The organism is Azohydromonas aeria (genome assembly GCF_009760915.1).
Classification (GTDB): Bacteria; Pseudomonadota; Gammaproteobacteria; order Burkholderiales; family Burkholderiaceae_C; genus Azohydromonas; species Azohydromonas aeria.
In genome coordinates this window covers 80,544-97,038 of record NZ_VIDQ01000022.1, presented here as the reverse complement: position 1 = coordinate 97,038, position 16,495 = coordinate 80,544, and the positions used below count along the sequence as shown (strand labels likewise).

The following is a 16,495-nucleotide window of genomic DNA, read 5'->3' as shown; positions in this document are numbered from 1 at the left end:
GCGCCAGGGCAACCCGGCGTGGGCCGCGCAGGAGCGCGACGGGCTGCCGCCCATCCGCTCCGACGACAAGTTCTACGGCGCGGCAGCGGCCGACCCGCGTGCGGACTGGGTGGACCTCACCAAGGTCGCCATCCCGCAGGCCGACGAGCAGCAGCGGCTGCTGGCCAACCTCATCACGCACATGAACCTGGCGCGCAAGCCGCTGCCGCGCTTCTGGTACTTCCCCCACGGCAAGAAGGCCGTGGTGGTGATGACGGGCGACGACCACGCGCACAACGGCACCGAGGGGCGCTTCAACCGCTTCCTGGCGCAAAGCCCCGCGGGCTGCTCGGTGGCGGACTGGCAGTGCGTGCGCGGCACCTCCTACATCTACCCGCACACGCCGCTGTCCGCGGCCAAGGCGCTGGAGTTCGAGGCGCAGGGCTTCGAGATCGGGCTGCACGTCAACACCGACTGCTACGACTACAGCAAGGCCTGGCTGGATGGGCGCTACGCCGCGCAGATCGCCGAGCTGCAGCTGCGCTACCCCGGGCTGTCCGCGCCGGCGACGCAGCGCCACCACTGCATCGTCTACAGCGACTGGACCAGCGGCCCGGAGGTGCAGGCCAAGTACGGCATGCGGCTGGACACGAACTACTACTTCTGGCCCCCGGGCTGGGTTGGCGACGTGCCGGGCGTCTTCACCGGCTCGGCCATGCCCATGCGCTTTGCGCGGCTCGATGGCTCGCTGCTGGACGTGTACCAGGCGGCCACGCAGATGACCGACGAGTCCGGGCAGAGCTATCCCTACACCGTGGACACGCTGCTGGATCGCGCCGTCGGGCCCGAGGGCTACTACGGCGCCTACGTCGTCAACGCGCACACCGACGAGGCCATCATCACGGAGTCCGAGACGGTGGTGGCCTCGGCCTGGCGCGCGGCGTGCCGGTGGTCAGCGCCAAACAGCTGCTGACGTGGGTCGATGCGCGCAATGCCTCCTCCTTCAGCGGCTTCAGCTGGAACGGCAGCGTCCTCAACTTCTCGCTGACGCGCAGCGCCAACGCGCGCGGGCTGCAGGCGATGCTGCCGCGGCGCTCGACCAGCGGGCTGCTGAGCACGCTCACGCGCGGCGGCACGCCCGTGGGGCTGACGGTGCGCAGCGTCAAGGGCGTGGAGTACGCCTTCTTCCCGGCCAACCCCGGCACCTATGCCGCCACCTACGCGGCCGACACCACCGGGCCCGCCGTCACCACCACCACGCCGGCGGCCGGCGCCACCGGCGTGGCGGCAGACGCCACCGTCCAGGCCCGTTTCAACGACGCGCTGGACCCGGCCAGCGTGGGCAACGCCACCTTCGAGCTGCGCAACGCCGCCGGCGCCGTCGTGCCGGCCACCGTGCGCTGGGACGCGGCCACGCGCACCGCGCTGCTGCAGCCCACGAGCCTGCTGGCGCCAGGCACGCGCTACACCGCCACGGTACGCGGCGGCGGCGCCGAGCCGCGCATCCGCGACCTGGCGGGCAACCCCATGCCCTCCAGCCGGGTCTGGAGCTTCACCACCGGCGCGTCCTCGCCCATCTCGGGCTGCCCCTGCACCGGCTGGAGCGCCACGGCCATGCCCGCGAACCCCTCCGTGGCCGATCCGGGCGCGGTGGAGCTGGGCGTGAAGTTCCGCGTGGACGTGAGCGGCTTCGTCACCGGCATCCGCTTCTACAAGGGCACGGCCAACACCGGCGCGCACGTCGCCAACCTCTGGACGCTCGACGGCACGCGCCTGGCGACGGCGCCTTTCACCAGCGAGACGGCCAGCGGCTGGCAGCAGGTGAACTTCGCCTCGCCCGTGGCGGTGACGGCGGGCACGGTGTACGTGGCCTCGTACTTCGCGCCCAACGGCCGCTACGCCGGCGACAACGAATTCTTCGCCACCCGCGGCGTGAGCAACGGCCCGGTGCACCTGCTGCAAAGCGGCGTGAGCGGGGGCAACGGCGTCTATGCCTACGGCAGCAGCTCCAGCTTCCCGTCGCAGAGCTTCCAGTCCACCAACTACTGGGTGGACGTGGTGTTCAACGCCACCGCCACCGTGGCGGCCGCGCCGGCCGCGGAGCCCGAGCGGGCCACGGCGGTGGCGGCCGCGCCGTCACCATCCGCGCCGCCGCAGCGCGTGCCGGCGGTCGGCACGGGGCAGGGCGCCGGCGCGGGCCTTCTCATGCCCGTGGCGGCCGGTGCGGCCGATCTCGCGGCCGCCTTGGCCACTGCCGCGGCTGGCGCCGAGTGCGCGGCGCCGGGCAACGCCATCGTGGCCGAGAACTGCCTGCCGGGCAGCCCGCGTTCGGAGTGGGACGTGAGCGGTGCCGGCGACGCGTCGATCCAGGGCTTCGCCACGCAGATGAGCGTGAACCGCGGCGGCACGGTGTTCTTCAAGGTGAAGACACCTGCGGCGAGCTGGCGCATCGACCTCTACCGCCTGGGCTGGTACGGCGGCAGCGGCGCGCGCAAGGTCGCCGGCGTCAGCCCGTCGGCGCGGCTGCCGCAGAGCCAGCCGGGCTGCCTCACGCAAGCGGCCACGGGGCTGGTGGACTGCGGCAACTGGGCCGTCTCGGCGTCCTGGGCGGTGCCGGCCACGGCCACGTCGGGCATCTACATCGCCCGGCTCGTGCGCAACGACACCGGCGGCGCCAGCCACGTCGTGTTCGTGGTGCGCAACGACGCCGGCAACGCCGCGCTGCTGTTCCAGACCTCCGACACCACGTGGCAGGCCTACAACGACTACGGCGGCAACAGCCTCTACAAGGGCGGCCCGGGCACGAGCCCGAACCGGGCCTACAAGGTCAGCTACAACCGCCCGTTCAACACGCGCGCGGTGGACGGCGGGCAGGACTGGCTGTTCCACGCCGAGTACCCGATGGTGCGCTGGCTGGAAGCGAACGGCTTTGACGTGAGCTACCTCAGCGGCATCGATACGCACCGCGCCGGCGCGCTGCTGCGTTCGCACAAGGTGTTCCTTTCGGTGGGGCATGACGAGTACTGGTCGGCGCAGCAGCGCGCCAACGTCGAGGCCGCGCGCAATGCCGGCGTGAACCTCGCCTTCTTCAGCGGCAACGAGGCGTTCTGGAAGACGCGCTTCGAGCCCGGCATCGACGCCACGGCAGCCGCCAACCGCACGCTGGTGAGCTACAAGGAGACGCACGCCAACGCGCGCATCGACCCCACGGGCATCTGGACGGGCACGTGGCGCGACCCGCGCTTCTCGCCGCCGGCCGATGGCGGGCGGCCCGAGAACGCGCTCACGGGCACGGCGTTCATGAACAACTGGACCGGCAGCTCCTACGCCATCCGCGTGCCGGCTGCGGACGGGAAGATGCGCTTCTGGCGCCACACCTCCATCGCCACGCAGGCCGCGGGCGCGGTGGCCACGCTGCCCACCGGGGTGCTGGGCTACGAGTGGGACGCCGACCTCGACAACGGCGCGCGCCCGCTGGGGCTGATCCGGCTGTCGCAGACCAGCATCACCTCCAACGGCAAGCTGCTCGACTGGGGGTCGAGCTACGGCAACGGCACCGTCACGCACCACCTCACGCTCTACCGGCATGCCAGCGGCGCGCGCGTCTTCGGCGCGGGCACGATCCAGTGGTCCTGGGGCCTCGACGCGACGCACGACAACGCCGGCACGCCGGCGGACCCGCGCATGCAGCAGGCCACCGTGAACCTGTTCGCCGACATGGGCGTGCAGCCGGCGTCGTTGCGCGCGCCGCTGGTGGCGGCCAGCGCCTCCACCGACACGGCGCGGCCCACGTCGGTCATCACCGCGCCGGCGGCCGGGGCGAGCGTGGCCGCGGGCACGAGCGTCACCATCACCGGCACGGCCGGCGATACCGGGGGCGGCGTGGTCGGCGGCGTGGAGGTGTCCACCGACGGCGGCGCGCGCTGGCACCCGGCCAGCGGCCGCGGCAGCTGGAGCTACGCCTGGACGCCCACGGCCACGGGGCCGGTGACGCTGATGAGCCGCGCGGTCGATGACAGCGGCAACCTTCAGGCCACGCCCGCGAGCCGCGGCGTGACGGTGGCCGCGGCGGCCTGCCCGTGCACGGCCTTCCCGGCCTCGGCCACGCCCGCGGTGGCCAGCGACCCGGATGCGGCCACCGTCAACCTCGGCGTCAAGTTCCGCAGCGACCGCAGCGGCTTCGTCACCGCCATCCGCTTCTACAAGGGCGCGGGCAACACCGGCACGCACGTGGGCGCGCTGTGGCGCGCCGACGGCACGCTGCTGGCCACGGCCACCTTCGTCAACGAGACGGCCACCGGCTGGCAGCAGGCCAATTTCGCCAGCCCGGTGCCGGTGGCGGCCGGCACGGTGTACGTGGCCTCGTACCGCGCGCCCAACGGCCGCTACGCCGCCGACAACGGCTACTTCGCCGACACCGGCGTGAGCCGCGCTCCGCTGCACCTGCTGCGCGACGGCGAGAGCGGCGGCAACGGCGTCTATGCCTACGGCGGCACGTCGGTGCTGTTCCCGGCGTCGACCTGGCAGGCGTCGAACTACTGGGTGGACGTGGTGTTCAGGCCCTGAGGAGCGAGAACGGCCGGGACGCTGCCGTCCCGGCCGACCGTGCTTCAGCGCGGAGTCAGGTCGCCTTCGCCTTCACGTAGCGCCCCGGCGCCGGCTCGATCGGCGGGTACGTCGCGTTGCCCAGCTCCGCGCGCGCGGGCACCTCGTCGTCGCCGCCCTGCAGCGCCAGCCAGTCGCTCCACGCGGTCCACCAGCTGCCCGGGTACTGCTGGGCCTGCTTGAACCAGTGCTCGGGGTCGGCCGGCAGCGGCAACTGGACTTCGGCCTCGGGCGAGGGTGCGGCCGCATCGGCATCGACCGGGGGCAGCTCCCAGTAGCTGCGCTTCTTCTTGGCCGGCGGGTTGATCACGCCGGCGATGTGGCCGCTGGCGCCCAGCACGAAGGTGAGCGGGCCGCCGAGCAGCTGCGTGCTGGCATAGGCCGACTTCCACGGCACGATGTGGTCCTCGCGCGAGGCGTACAGGAAAGCCGGCTGCTTGACCTGGCGCAGGTCCAGCGGCACGCCGCACAGCTTCACGGCGCCGGGCACGCGCAGCTTGTTCTCCAGGTAGCCCTGGCGCATGAAGAAGCAGGCCAGCGGGCCGGGCAGATTGGAGTCGTCGGCGTTCCAGTACAGCAGGTCGAAGGGCGGCGGCGCCTTGCCCTGCAGGTAGCCGTTGACCACGTACGGCCAGATCAGGTCGTTGGCGCGCAGCGCCGCGAACATGTGCGCCAGCTCGCGCCCGTGCAGCACGCCGCCCTTGCCGATGGTGGACTCGCGCAGCGCCATCGACTGCGGCGTGATCATCAGCCCCAGCTCGCCGGTGTCGCTGAAGTCCAGCAGCGTGGTCAGCAGCGTCATGCTGGCGACCTTGTCGGCCTCGCCCTTGGCGGCCATCACCGCCAGGGTCGTGGCCAGCAGCGAGCCGCCGATGCAGAAGCCCAGCGCGTTGACCTGGTCGCTGCCGGCGATCTCGCGCGCCACCTCGATGGCCTTCATGACGCCCTGCTGCTGGTAGTCGTCCCAGGTCAGGTGGCCCAGCGAGGCATCGACGTTGCGCCAGGACACCAGGAACACCGTGTGGCCCTGGCTGGCGGCGTAGGCCACCAGCGAGTTCTCGGGCTGCAGGTCCAGGATGTAGAACTTGTTGATGCACGGCGGCACCACCAGCAGCGGCGTGCGCTTGACGTGCTCGGTGCTGGGCGCGTACTGGATGAGCTGGAATATCTCGTTCTCGAACACCACGCTGCCCGGGCTGCGCGCCACGTTCTTGCCGACCTCGAAGGCCGTCTCGTCGGTCATCGAGACGCGGCCCTTGGCGAAATCCTCCAGGAAGAGCCGCGCGCCCTCGATCAGGCTGCGCCCACCGGTGTCCACCGCGGTCTGCAGCGCCTCGGGATTGGTGAGCAGGCAGTTGGCGGGACTGAGCGCATCCACCACCTGGCGCAGCAGGAAGCCCCATTGCGCCTTGGTGCGCTCGTCCATCGGCGCGGCCTCCAGCGCCTGGCGCAGGCCCTGCGCCTGCGTGAGGTAGCTCTTCGAAAGCATGTCGAAGCCAGGATTCCTGGTCCAGGCCTCGGCCGAGAAGCGCCGGTCGCCCTGGTCGGCGGCCACGTTCACGGCACCGGGAAAGCCGGGAATGGCCGCGGCCATCGACATCGGCCAGAAGGCCGTCATGGCCTTCATCGTCTCCTGTTGCCACGAGGTGAAGGCCGTGGCGGCCTGCATCCAGGGCGCGAAGGCCTGGTCGGCGGCGAAGGGCCCCAACGCCGCCTGCTGCGACTTCAGCAGCTCGCTGAACCATTGGGTGCTGTCGGGCGCGGATGGCTGATTCATGTGCTTTGTCTCCGTCCTGGCTTGTCTTGTGAGGGCCGCGCGGCGCCGCCTTCATTTCCACTTCGCGGGCCGCGTCCCTCGTTCCATCTTCCCGCCACCGGCGGCAGCGGGCCCTGCGCCTGCGTGGCGAGCACATGGCGGGCCGGCACTATTTCACACTTGAGCGTGCGGGTTTTCCCGTAGGGGCATTGATTCCCCGGGTTTGTCCGAGTGCGGCTGATCTGGCTCAAACCATCGTCCAAAACTATCATCTACCGAACGGTCGGTATATGTTGAGGCGCTGGGTCGAGGCGCCGCCGGCCGGAACTGCCGCAGGAGTTGCCAAGGTGTCCGAGACCCCGATCCTGAAATCCCAGACCGGCGCGGTGCGCGTGCTGACGCTGAACCGGCCGGCGGCGCTCAACAGCTTCAACGGCGTGATGCATTCGCTGCTGCGCGCGGAGCTGGAGAGCGCGGCGGCCGATGCCGGCGTGCGCTGCGTGGTGCTGACCGGGGCAGGGCGGGCGTTTTGCGCCGGGCAGGACCTGTCGGACCCGCTGGTGGCGCCGCCCGAAAGCGGGCAGCCGCCCAAGGACCTGGGCGTGGCCATCGAGCGCTACTACGCGCCGCTGGTGCGGCGGCTGCGCAGCATGCCGGTGCCGGTGGTGGTGGCGGTCAACGGCGCGGCCGCGGGCGCGGGCGCCAACCTGGCGCTGTGCGGCGACCTGGTGCTGGCGGCGCGCTCGGCCAGTTTCATCCAGGCCTTCTCGAAGATCGGCCTGGTGCCCGACAGCGGTGGCACCTGGCTGCTGCCGCGGCTGGTGGGCCGGGCGCGCGCACTGGGCCTGGCGCTGCTGGGCGACAAGCTGCCGGCGGAAGAGGCCGAGCGCATCGGCCTGGTCTGGCGCTGCGTGGACGACGCCGAGCTGATGCCACAGGCGCTGGCACTGGCCGAGCGGCTGGCTGCGATGCCGACCAGGGCGCTGGTGGCCACGCGCCAGGCCATGGACGAGGCGCAGCAGCTGGACCTCACGCACGCGCTGAACCACGAGGCCAGGCTGCAGCGCGAACTGGGCTTCGCGCACGACTACCAGGAGGGCGTGGCCGCCTTCGGCGCCAAGCGCGCGCCCGTCTTCACCGACCGCTGACATCCGGGAGCTGTTGCCCATGACTGCGACGCCGCAGGAAGTCGCCGAGCGCGTGCGCGCCGGCATGTTCGCCGAGGACCGCGCCGCGCAGGCGCTGGGCATGGCCGTGACCGAGATCGGCCCCGGCCGCGCCACGCTGACCATGGCCGTGCGCGAGGACATGCTCAACGGCCACGCCATCTGCCACGGCGGGCTGATCGCCACGCTGGCCGACACGGCCTTCGCCTACGGCTGCAACTCCTACGACGAGCTGACCGTGGCCTCGGGCTTCTCCATCGACTTCGTCACCCCGGGCCGGCTGGGCGACGTGCTGACGGCGCGCTGCGCCGAGGTGTCACGCGCCGGGCGCACCGGCGTCTACGACGTGACGGTGGAGAACCAGCGCGGCGAGCGCATCGCGGTGTTCCGCGGCCGCTCGTACACGGCCAAGGGCCGGCCCGCGGTCAAGGCCTGAGCAGGACAGCGCCGGCCGCGCGCCCCAGACAGCACAAGACAGGAGACCACGCCATGCCCGTCAAGCAACCCGCCCCCGGCGACCTGGAGCCCATCGAGCGCGCCAGCCGCGACGAGGTCCAGGCGCTGCAGCTGCAGCGCCTGCGCGCCACGCTGGAGCGCGCCTACGAGAACGTGCCGCACTACCGCCGCGCCTTCGACGAGCGCGGCGTGCACCCGACGGACCTGAAGTCGCTCGCCGACATCGCGAAGTTTCCCTTCACCACCAAGCGCGACCTGCGCGAGAACTACCCCTTCGGCATGTTCGCCGTGCCGCGCGAGCAGGTGGCGCGCGTGCACGCATCTTCCGGCACCACCGGCAAGCCGACGGTGGTGGGTTACACCCGCAACGACATCGACCACTGGGCTGACCTGGTGGCGCGCTCCATCCGCGCCGCGGGCGGGCGCGCCGGCGACATCGTGCACGTGGCCTACGGCTACGGCCTGTTCACCGGCGGGCTGGGCGCGCACTACGGCGCCGAGCGCCTCGGGTGCACCGTGATCCCGATGTCGGGCGGGCAGACCGAGAAGCAGGTGCAGCTCATCCGCGACTTCCGGCCCGACATCATCATGGTCACGCCCAGCTACATGCAGGTGATCATCGAGGAGTTCACGCGCCAGGGGCTCGATGCCCGGGACAGCTCGCTCAAGGTCGGCATCTTCGGCGCCGAGCCCTGGACCGAGGCCATGCGCCGCGAGATCGAGGGCAAGGCGGCCCTCGACGCGGTGGACATCTACGGCTTGTCCGAGGTGATGGGCCCGGGTGTGGCCAGCGAGTGCGTCGAGTCCAAGGACGGCCCGGTGGTGTGGGAGGACCATTTCTATCCCGAGGTCATCGACCCGGAGACCGGTGAGGTGCTGCCCGACGGCGAGGAGGGCGAGCTCGTCTTCACCTCGCTGACCAAGGAGGCGATGCCCGTCATCCGCTACCGCACGCGCGACCTCACGCGGCTGCTGCCGCCCACGTCGCGCGCGTTCCGGCGCATGGGCAAGATCGTGGGCCGCAGCGACGACATGCTCATCATCCGCGGCGTCAACGTCTTCCCGACGCAGATCGAGGAGATCGTGCTGCAGCACGGCAAGCTCTCGGGGCAGTACCAGGTGCAGGTCATGCGCGAGGGGCTGCTCGACGAGGTGCTGGTGCGCTGCGAGCTGCAGCCCGGCACGCCGCCGCAGTCGCCGGCGGCGATGGACGAGATCGCGCAATGGCTGCAGCAGCGCATCAAGACGCTGGTGGGCATCAGCACGCGCGTGGAGGTGCTGGTGCCCGAGTCGATCGAGCGCACCCTCACCGGCAAGGCGCGCCGCGTGATCGACCGCCGCCCCAAGGGCTGAGCGACCGCCGCCCCAAAAGCTGAGCCCTCAACGGACGCCTGAAGACTTTCCGAAGGACAAACGCCATGTACACCCAAGCCATGGACACGCAGGGCCGCGAGCCCGAGGACAGGAACGTGCGCAGCCTCGAAGAGGCGCACCTGCAGCAGCGCTTCGACGCCACCATCGACGACGGCGGCTTCATCGAGGCCAAGGACTGGATGCCGCAGAACTACCGCCGCACGCTCATCCGCCAGATCAGCCAGCACGCGCACTCGGAGATCGTGGGCATGCTGCCCGAAGGCAACTGGATCTCGCGCGCGCCCACGCTCAAGCGCAAGGCGATTCTTCTGGCCAAGGTGCAGGACGAGGGTGGCCACGGCCTGTACCTGTACGCCGCGGCCGAGACGCTGGGCACCAGCCGCGACGAGCTGCTGGCGGCGCTGCATTCGGGCAAGGCCAAGTACAGCTCGATCTTCAACTATCCCACCCTGACCTGGGCCGACGTGGGCGTGATCGGCTGGCTGGTGGACGGCGCGGCGATCATGAACCAGGTGCCCATCTGCCGCTGCTCCTACGCGCCCTATGCGCGGGCCATGATCCGCATCTGCCGCGAGGAAAGCTTCCACCAGCGCCAGGGCTTCGACTCGCTGCTGGTGATGATGGAGAAGGGCACCGACGCGCAGCGCGCGATGGTGCAGGACGCGGTGGACCGCTGGTGGTGGCCGTGCCTGATGATGTTCGGCCCGCCCGACGACCAGTCGCCCAACAGCGCCCAGGGCATGCGCTGGGGCATCAAGCGCGTCTCCAACGACGAGTTGCGCCAGAAGTTCGTGGATGCCACCGTCGAGCAGGCCAAGGTGCTGGGCGTGACGCTGCCCGACCCCGGGCTGAAGTGGAACGAGGCGCGCGGCCACTGGGACTTCGGCGCCATCGACTGGGACGAGTTCTGGAACGTGGTCAACGGCAACGGCCCGTGCAACCGCGAGCGCCTGGCCGCGCGCGTGAAGGCCTGGGACGAGGGTGCCTGGGTGCGCGAGGCGGCACTGGCGCATGCGGCCAAGCAGCGCGAGCGCGAGCCCCAGGCCGCCTGACGAGTCCGAAGCCGACACGAATCCAAGGAGACCCCCGATGAGCACCGACACGAAGAACGAATGGCCGCTGTGGGAAGTGTTCGTGCGCAGCCGCGCCGGCCTGGACCACAAGCACTGCGGCAGCCTGCACGCGGCCGACGCGCCGATGGCGATCCAGATGGCGCGCGACGTCTACACCCGGCGCCAGGAGGGGTCGAGCGTGTGGGTGGTGCGCTCCGACCAGATCACGGCCAGCGATCCCGGCGACAAGGACATGTACTTCGACCCGATGGAGGACAAGGTCTACCGCCATCCCACCTTCTACAAGCTGCCGGACTCGGTGGACCACATGTGAGGCGAGGGCACTGACCATGCAAGCTTCCATCCAGCTCCAGCGCGACGCGCGCCAGCAGTACCTGCTGCGCATCGGCGACACCTGCCTCATCTCGGCGCAGCGCCTCTCCGAGTGGACCGGCCACGCGCCGGTGCTCGAAGAAGACATCGCGCTGGCCAACATGGCGCTGGACCTGCTGGGCCAGGCGCGCGCGGTGCTGACGCTGGCCGGCGCGCCGCAGGGCCTGGACGAGGACCAGCTCGCCTTTCTGCGCGAGGAACGCGACTACTTCAACCCGACGCTGGTGGAGCTGCCCAACGGGGACGGGCGCCCGGGCGACTTCGCGCTCACCGTGCTGCGCAATGCTTTCGTCTCCACGCTGCTGAAGCTGCTGTGGCAGCGGCTGCAGGATTCGGCCGACGAGGAGCTGGCGGCCATCGCGGCCAAGGCGCTCAAGGAGGCGCGCTACCACCAGGAGCATGCCGCGGACTGGGTGCTGCGCCTGGGCGACGGCACGGACGAGTCGCACCGGCGCATGCAGGCGGCACTGGACAAGCTCTGGCCTTTTGTAGCGGAGCTGTTCGCCGCGGACGCGGTGGACGCGGCTGCGGCCGAGTCCGGCCTGGGCCCGGCCTGGGCCGAACTGCGCGAGGAGTGGATGGCGGAGGTGGTGCCGCTGTTGCAGGCCGCCACGCTGCAGCCGCCCGACGACAAGCCGTTTCGCAGCACGGGACGGCAGGGCGTGCACAGCGAGCACATGGGCTACATCCTGGCCGAGATGCAGCACCTGCAGCGCGCCTATCCGGGAGGTGCGTGGTGAACACGGCGCAGGACCCGTCCTCCACGCGCGTGCAGCGCGCCTGGGACGTGCTGGGCGGCGTGCTCGACCCGGAAGTGCCGGCGCTGTCGCTGTGCGACCTGGGCATCGTGCGCGATGTGCGTGAGGCCCACGAGGCCGACGACGCGCTGGAAGTGGTGCTCACGCCGACCTACTCCGGCTGCCCGGCCACCGAGGTGATCGAGCGCAGCGTGGTCGAGGCGCTCGACGGGGCCGGGCTGGGTCCGGTAAAGTTGCGGCTGCAACGGGCGCCGGCCTGGACCACCGACTGGATCAGTGCCGAGGGGCGGCGCAAGCTGCGCGAGTACGGCATCGCGCCGCCGACGCCGGTGGAGCCCGGCGCGGCGGTGCCGATCCGGCTGGTGACGCGGCGCAAGGTGGCAGTGGCCTGCCCGCGCTGCGGCAGCCTGCACACCGAGCAGCTGTCGGCCTTCGGCGCCACCGCCTGCAAGTCGCTGCACCGCTGCCTGGACTGCCGCGAGCCTTTCGAACATTTCAAGCCGATCTGAGGCTGCACCGGGGTTGCCTGCCATGAGCGTTCTGTTTCATCCGCTGCGCGTGCGTGCCGTCGAGCCCGACACGGCCGAGGCCGTGGTCGTGAGCTTCGAGGTGCCGCCGGAGCTGCGCGAGACCTTCGGCTTCACGCAGGGGCAGTACCTCACCTTGCGCAAGACGATCGGCGGGCAGGACCTGCGCCGCTCCTATTCGATCTGCGCCGGCGTGGACGACGGCGAGCTGCGCGTGGGCGTGCGCAAGGTCAAGGGCGGCGTCTTTTCCAACTGGATCAACGCCGAGCTGCGGCCCGGCGACGAGATCAGCGTGATGGCGCCGCAGGGGCGCTTCTTCGTGCCGATCGAGCCGCAGGCGCAGCGCCACCACCTGGGCATTGCCGGGGGCAGCGGCATCACGCCGATCCTCTCGATCATGAAGACGGTGCTGGCGCGCGAGCCGCGCTCGCGCTTCACGCTGCTCTACGGCAACCGCTCGCTGCAGTCGACCATGTTCAAGGAGGAACTCGAAGACCTGAAGAACCGTTACATGGCGCGGCTGGTGCTGCACCACGTGTTCTCCGACGACCCGACGGACTCGCCGCTGAACATGGGCGTGATGAACCGCGACAAGATCGGCGAGTTCCTGCGCGGCGTGGTGCCGGCCGAGGGCATCGACCACGCCTACGTGTGCGGGCCGTTCCAGATGAACGACGAGGCCGAGGCCGCGCTGCTGGCCGCGGGCGTGCCTGAAGGGCGCATCCACATCGAGCGCTTCGGCATCGCGCAGCCTGCTGCCGGCGCCGCCGGGCTCACCGCGCAGCAGGCCGACGCCGTGGTGCACGAGGCGCAGCCGGGCGACGCGGAGAGCGCGCGCATCGTCATCATCCGCGACGGGCTGCGCCGCGAGATCCAGTTCCACAAGCAGCAGCCCAGCATCCTGGACGCGGCCTCGGCCTGCGGCATGGAGGTGCCCTTTTCCTGCACCTCGGGCGTGTGTGGCACCTGCCGCGCCAAGGTGGTCGAGGGCGAGGTGCGCATGGAGCGCAACTTCGCGCTGGACAAGGCCGAGGTCGCGGCCGGCTTCATCCTCACCTGCCAGGCGCACCCGCTCACCGAGCGCGTGATCCTGTCCTTCGACGAGAGGTAAGCGCCGCATGGCCCGCGGACGCGCCGCCAGTTACGGCGACCAGCGCGACATGATCCTGGAGCGCGCGGCGGAGCTCTTCGCCCGGCGCGGCTATCCGGCCACGTCCATGAACCAGGTGGCGGAGGCCGCGGGCCTCTCGAAGGCGACGCTCTATCACTACTACCGCGACAAGTACAGCCTGCTGGTGGAGATCGCCGAGGGGCACGTGTCGCGGCTGGTGGCGATGACGGACGAGGTGCTGGCGCAGCAGGGGCTCACGCCGGAGGCGCGCGTGCGCGAGCTGGTCGTGCGCATCCTGCGCGAGTACGCGCATGCGCAGCATGCGCACCGCGTGCTCACCGACGACGTGCGTTTCCTGGAGCCGCACGATTGCGAGCGCATCCTCGACATGCAGCGCCGCGTCACGGGCGGCTTCGCCGAGGCGATTGCCGCGTGGTGCCCGGCGCAGCAGGCCGCGGGGCTGGTCAAGCCGGTGACGATGCTGCTGTTCGGCATGGTCAACTGGATGTTCACCTGGCTCAAGCCCGACGGCGGGCTCTCGCACGAGGCCATGGGCGCCATCGTGGCCGACCTGCTCGTGGCCGGCGTGCCGGCGGTGCGGCCGCCCATGCGCACCGAGGCCGATGCCGAGGCCAGCGGCGGCAACGAACACGACAACAACGACGAAGACACCCACAAGGTCCCGCGGGAGCGCAGCGCGCGCGCGGCGGCCACATCCACCGAAGGAGACGACGCATGAACAAGACCCTCAAGCTCGCCGCGGCCACCGCCGCGCTGCTGGCTGCCACGCTGGCGCAGGCGCAAGCCACCATCACCGTCGGCGTCACGGTCTCGGCCACGGGGCCGGCCGCGTCGCTGGGCATCCCGGAGAAGAACACGGTGGCGCTCATGCCCAAGACCATCGCCGGGCAGAAGGTCAACTACATCGTGCTCGACGATGCCAGCGACACGACCTCGGCGGTGTCCAACGCGCGCAAGCTCGTCAGCGAGAACAAGGTGGACGTGATCCTGGGCTCGACCACCACGCCGAACTCGCTGGCCATGATCGACGTGGCCGCCGAGTCGCAGACGCCCATGATCTCCATGGCCGCGTCGGCGCGCATCGTCGAGCCCATGGACGCCAAGCGCAAGTGGGTGTTCAAGACGCCGCAGAACGACATCATGATGTCGCTGGCCATCGCCGAGCACATGGCGGCGTCGGGCGTGCAGACGGTGGGCTTCATCGGCTTCAACGACGCGTACGGCGAAGGCTGGTACCAGGAGTTCGCCAAGGCCGCGGCGCTGAAGAAGCTCAAGATCGTGGCCAATGAACGTTACGCCCGCACCGACACTTCCGTGACGGGCCAGGCCCTGAAGATCATGTCGGTCAAGCCCGACGCGGTGCTGGTGGCGGGCTCGGGCACGCCCGCGGCGCTGCCGCAGAAGACGCTCAAGGAGCGCGGCTTCGCGGGCAAGTTCTACCAGACGCACGGCGTGGCCAACGCCGACTTCCTGCGCGTGGGCGGCAAGGACGTGGAAGGCACCTTCCTGCCCGCCGGCCCGGTGCTGGTGGCCGAGCAGCTGCCCGCGAGCCACCCGGTGAAGAAGAGCGCCATGGCCTACGTCTCGGCCTACGAGGCCGCGCACGGCAAGGGCAGCGTCTCGACTTTCGGCGCGCATGCCTGGGACGCGGGCCTGCTGGTGAGCGCGGCCGTGCCGGTGGCGCTGAAGAAGGCACAGCCGGGCACGCCCGAGTTCCGCGCCGCGCTGCGCGACGCGCTGGAGCAGACGCAGGAAGTCGCCGGCGCGCACGGCATCTTCAGCATGACGCCCAACGACCACCTCGGCCTGGACCAGCGCGCGCGCGTGATGGTCAAGATCGAGAACGGCACCTGGAAGTACCAGCCGGGCGCGCAGCCCTGAGGCCTTCCTTCGAAGCGGTGCGGGACGTGGCCGCGGCTTGATCCAGGGCAGCTTGGCCAGGCCTTGAGCCGAGGGGGCCTGGTTATGATCGACGCGATGTCCGCCCGGCGCTGCGCCGGGCCCGGCCGCCCTCGCGGCGGCCGTTGCCGCGGCATCGAACACCAAGCCCCGCACCCTGACGGCCGCAGCGCCGCTGCGACGCGCGCCCGCCGCCGTTTCCCGCATTGAAGGAGATCACGACATGAACAAGCGCTTCCGGCTCGCCGCCGTGGCGGCTGCTGCGCTGCTGGCCGCGACGCTGGCGCAGGCCGACATCAACGTCGGCGTGAGCGTCTCGGCCACCGGGCCGGCGGCCTCGCTGGGCATCCCGGAGAAGAACACCATCGCGCTGCTGCCCAAGAGCATTGCCGGGCAGAAGGTCAACTACGTCGTGCTCGACGACGCCACCGACACCACGGCCGCCGTGTCGAATGCGCGCAAGCTCGTGAGCGAGCACAAGGTGGACATCCTGCTGGGCTCGACCACGACGCCCAACTCGATGGCCATGACCGACGTGGCCGCGGAGTCGCAGACGCCGCTGATCTCCATGGCCGCCAGCGCCCGCATCATCGAGCCCATGGACGCCAAGCGGCGCTGGGTGTTCAAGACGCCGCAGAACGACATCGCGATGTCGCTGGCCATTGCCGAGCACATGGCCGCCGCGGGCGTGCAGACCGTGGGCTTCATCGGCTTCAACGACGCGTATGGCGAAGGCTGGTACCAGGAGTTCGCCAAGGCCGCGGCGCTGAAGAAGATCAGGATCGTGGCCAACGAGCGCTACGCGCGCCCGGACACCTCCGTCACCGGCCAGGTGCTCAAGCTCATGGCGGCCAGGCCCGACGCGGTGCTCATCGCCGGTGCCGGCACGCCCGCGGCGCTGCCGCAGAAGACGCTCAAGGAACGCGGCTACGCCGGCAAGTACTACCAGACGCACGGCGTGGCCAATGCCGACTTCCTGCGCGTGGGCGGCAAGGACGTGGAAGGCACCTTCCTGCCCTCGGGCCCGGTGCTGGTGGCCGAGCAGCTGCCCGCGAACCACCCGGTGAAGAAGAGCGCCATGGCTTACGTCACGGCCTATGAAGCGGCTTACGGCAAGGGCAGCGTCTCGACCTTCGGCGCGCATGCCTGGGACGCGGGGCTGCTGATGGCCAATGCCGTGCCGGCGGCGCTGAAGAAGGCGCAGCCCGGCACGCCCGAGTTCCGTGCCGCGCTGCGCGACGCGCTGGAGCAGACGAAGGAGCTGGCCGGCGCGCACGGCATCTTCAGCATGACGCCCAACGACCACCTGGGTCTCGACCAGCGCGCGCGCGTGATGGTCAAGATCGAGAACGGCGCCTGGAAGTACCAGCCGGGCGCGCAGCCCTGACGGGCTGAGGC

At 70.8% G+C, this 16,495-nt stretch carries 14 protein-coding genes; 13 read left to right on the top strand and 1 reads right to left on the bottom strand.

What is annotated here, in order from left to right; translation table 11 throughout:
* Positions 1 to 952 (top strand): hypothetical protein (locus FJ694_RS15160; RefSeq protein WP_198320847.1); only part of this gene is annotated, 952 nt, incomplete at its 5' end.
* A complete protein-coding gene (locus FJ694_RS15155; RefSeq protein WP_157268079.1) occupies positions 928 to 4,545 on the top strand; it encodes a N,N-dimethylformamidase beta subunit family domain-containing protein in 3,618 nt (1,205 codons plus the stop codon). The genes FJ694_RS15160 and FJ694_RS15155, both read left to right, overlap by 25 nt.
* A gap of 55 nt (positions 4,546 to 4,600) precedes the next feature.
* Here the strand turns inward: FJ694_RS15155 and FJ694_RS15150 are convergent, their stop codons facing one another.
* Positions 4,601 to 6,361, bottom strand: coding sequence for a PHA/PHB synthase family protein (locus FJ694_RS15150; RefSeq protein WP_157268078.1), 1,761 nt, complete (start codon positions 6,359 to 6,361; stop codon positions 4,601 to 4,603).
* Between the two features lie 326 nt (positions 6,362 to 6,687).
* Here FJ694_RS15150 and FJ694_RS15145 point away from each other — a divergent pair, with 326 nt between their 5' ends.
* The 11 genes from FJ694_RS15145 (at position 6,688) to FJ694_RS15095 (ending at position 16,484) form a co-directional block, all read left to right on the top strand.
* On the top strand, positions 6,688 to 7,488 hold the full coding sequence (locus FJ694_RS15145) for an enoyl-CoA hydratase-related protein (RefSeq protein ID WP_232540043.1): 801 nt from the start codon (positions 6,688 to 6,690) through the stop codon (positions 7,486 to 7,488).
* A gap of 19 nt (positions 7,489 to 7,507) precedes the next feature.
* Positions 7,508 to 7,942, top strand: a complete 435-nt coding sequence (gene paaI, locus FJ694_RS15140) for a hydroxyphenylacetyl-CoA thioesterase PaaI (RefSeq protein ID WP_198320846.1) — start codon at positions 7,508 to 7,510, stop codon at positions 7,940 to 7,942.
* A gap of 53 nt (positions 7,943 to 7,995) precedes the next feature.
* Positions 7,996 to 9,315: a phenylacetate--CoA ligase PaaK gene (paaK, locus tag FJ694_RS15135; RefSeq protein WP_157268076.1), complete on the top strand. Its 1,320-nt coding sequence runs from the start codon at positions 7,996 to 7,998 to the stop codon at positions 9,313 to 9,315.
* 65 nt (positions 9,316 to 9,380) lie between these two features.
* Positions 9,381 to 10,388 (top strand): 1,2-phenylacetyl-CoA epoxidase subunit PaaA, encoded by a 1,008-nt coding sequence (gene paaA / locus FJ694_RS15130; RefSeq protein WP_157268075.1) that lies wholly within the window; start codon positions 9,381 to 9,383, stop codon positions 10,386 to 10,388.
* Positions 10,389 to 10,425: 37 nt separating this feature from the next.
* Positions 10,426 to 10,722 (top strand): 1,2-phenylacetyl-CoA epoxidase subunit PaaB, encoded by a 297-nt coding sequence (gene paaB, locus FJ694_RS15125; RefSeq protein WP_157268074.1) that lies wholly within the window; start codon positions 10,426 to 10,428, stop codon positions 10,720 to 10,722.
* Positions 10,723 to 10,738: 16 nt separating this feature from the next.
* Complete coding sequence (gene paaC, locus FJ694_RS15120) at positions 10,739 to 11,521, top strand: 1,2-phenylacetyl-CoA epoxidase subunit PaaC (RefSeq protein ID WP_157268073.1); 783 nt, start codon at positions 10,739 to 10,741, stop codon at positions 11,519 to 11,521.
* Positions 11,515 to 12,048 carry a 1,2-phenylacetyl-CoA epoxidase subunit PaaD gene (paaD, locus tag FJ694_RS15115; protein ID WP_157268072.1) on the top strand — a complete coding sequence of 178 codons (534 nt, stop codon included), beginning with the start codon at positions 11,515 to 11,517 and terminating at the stop codon, positions 12,046 to 12,048. The genes paaC and paaD overlap by 7 nt, the downstream gene beginning before the upstream one ends.
* Positions 12,049 to 12,070: 22 nt before the next feature.
* Positions 12,071 to 13,177 carry a 1,2-phenylacetyl-CoA epoxidase subunit PaaE gene (gene paaE, locus FJ694_RS15110; RefSeq protein ID WP_157268071.1) on the top strand — a complete coding sequence of 369 codons (1,107 nt, stop codon included), beginning with the start codon at positions 12,071 to 12,073 and terminating at the stop codon, positions 13,175 to 13,177.
* Between the two features lie 7 nt (positions 13,178 to 13,184).
* Positions 13,185 to 13,916, top strand: a complete 732-nt coding sequence (locus FJ694_RS15105; RefSeq protein WP_157268070.1) for a TetR/AcrR family transcriptional regulator — start codon at positions 13,185 to 13,187, stop codon at positions 13,914 to 13,916.
* Complete coding sequence (locus tag FJ694_RS15100) at positions 13,913 to 15,079, top strand: ABC transporter substrate-binding protein (protein ID WP_157268069.1); 1,167 nt, start codon at positions 13,913 to 13,915, stop codon at positions 15,077 to 15,079. Before FJ694_RS15105 ends, FJ694_RS15100 begins: the two co-directional genes overlap by 4 nt.
* 241 nt (positions 15,080 to 15,320) lie before the next feature.
* Positions 15,321 to 16,484, top strand: coding sequence for an ABC transporter substrate-binding protein (locus tag FJ694_RS15095; RefSeq protein ID WP_157268068.1), 1,164 nt, complete (start codon positions 15,321 to 15,323; stop codon positions 16,482 to 16,484).
* Positions 16,485 to 16,495: the final 11 nt, after the last annotated feature.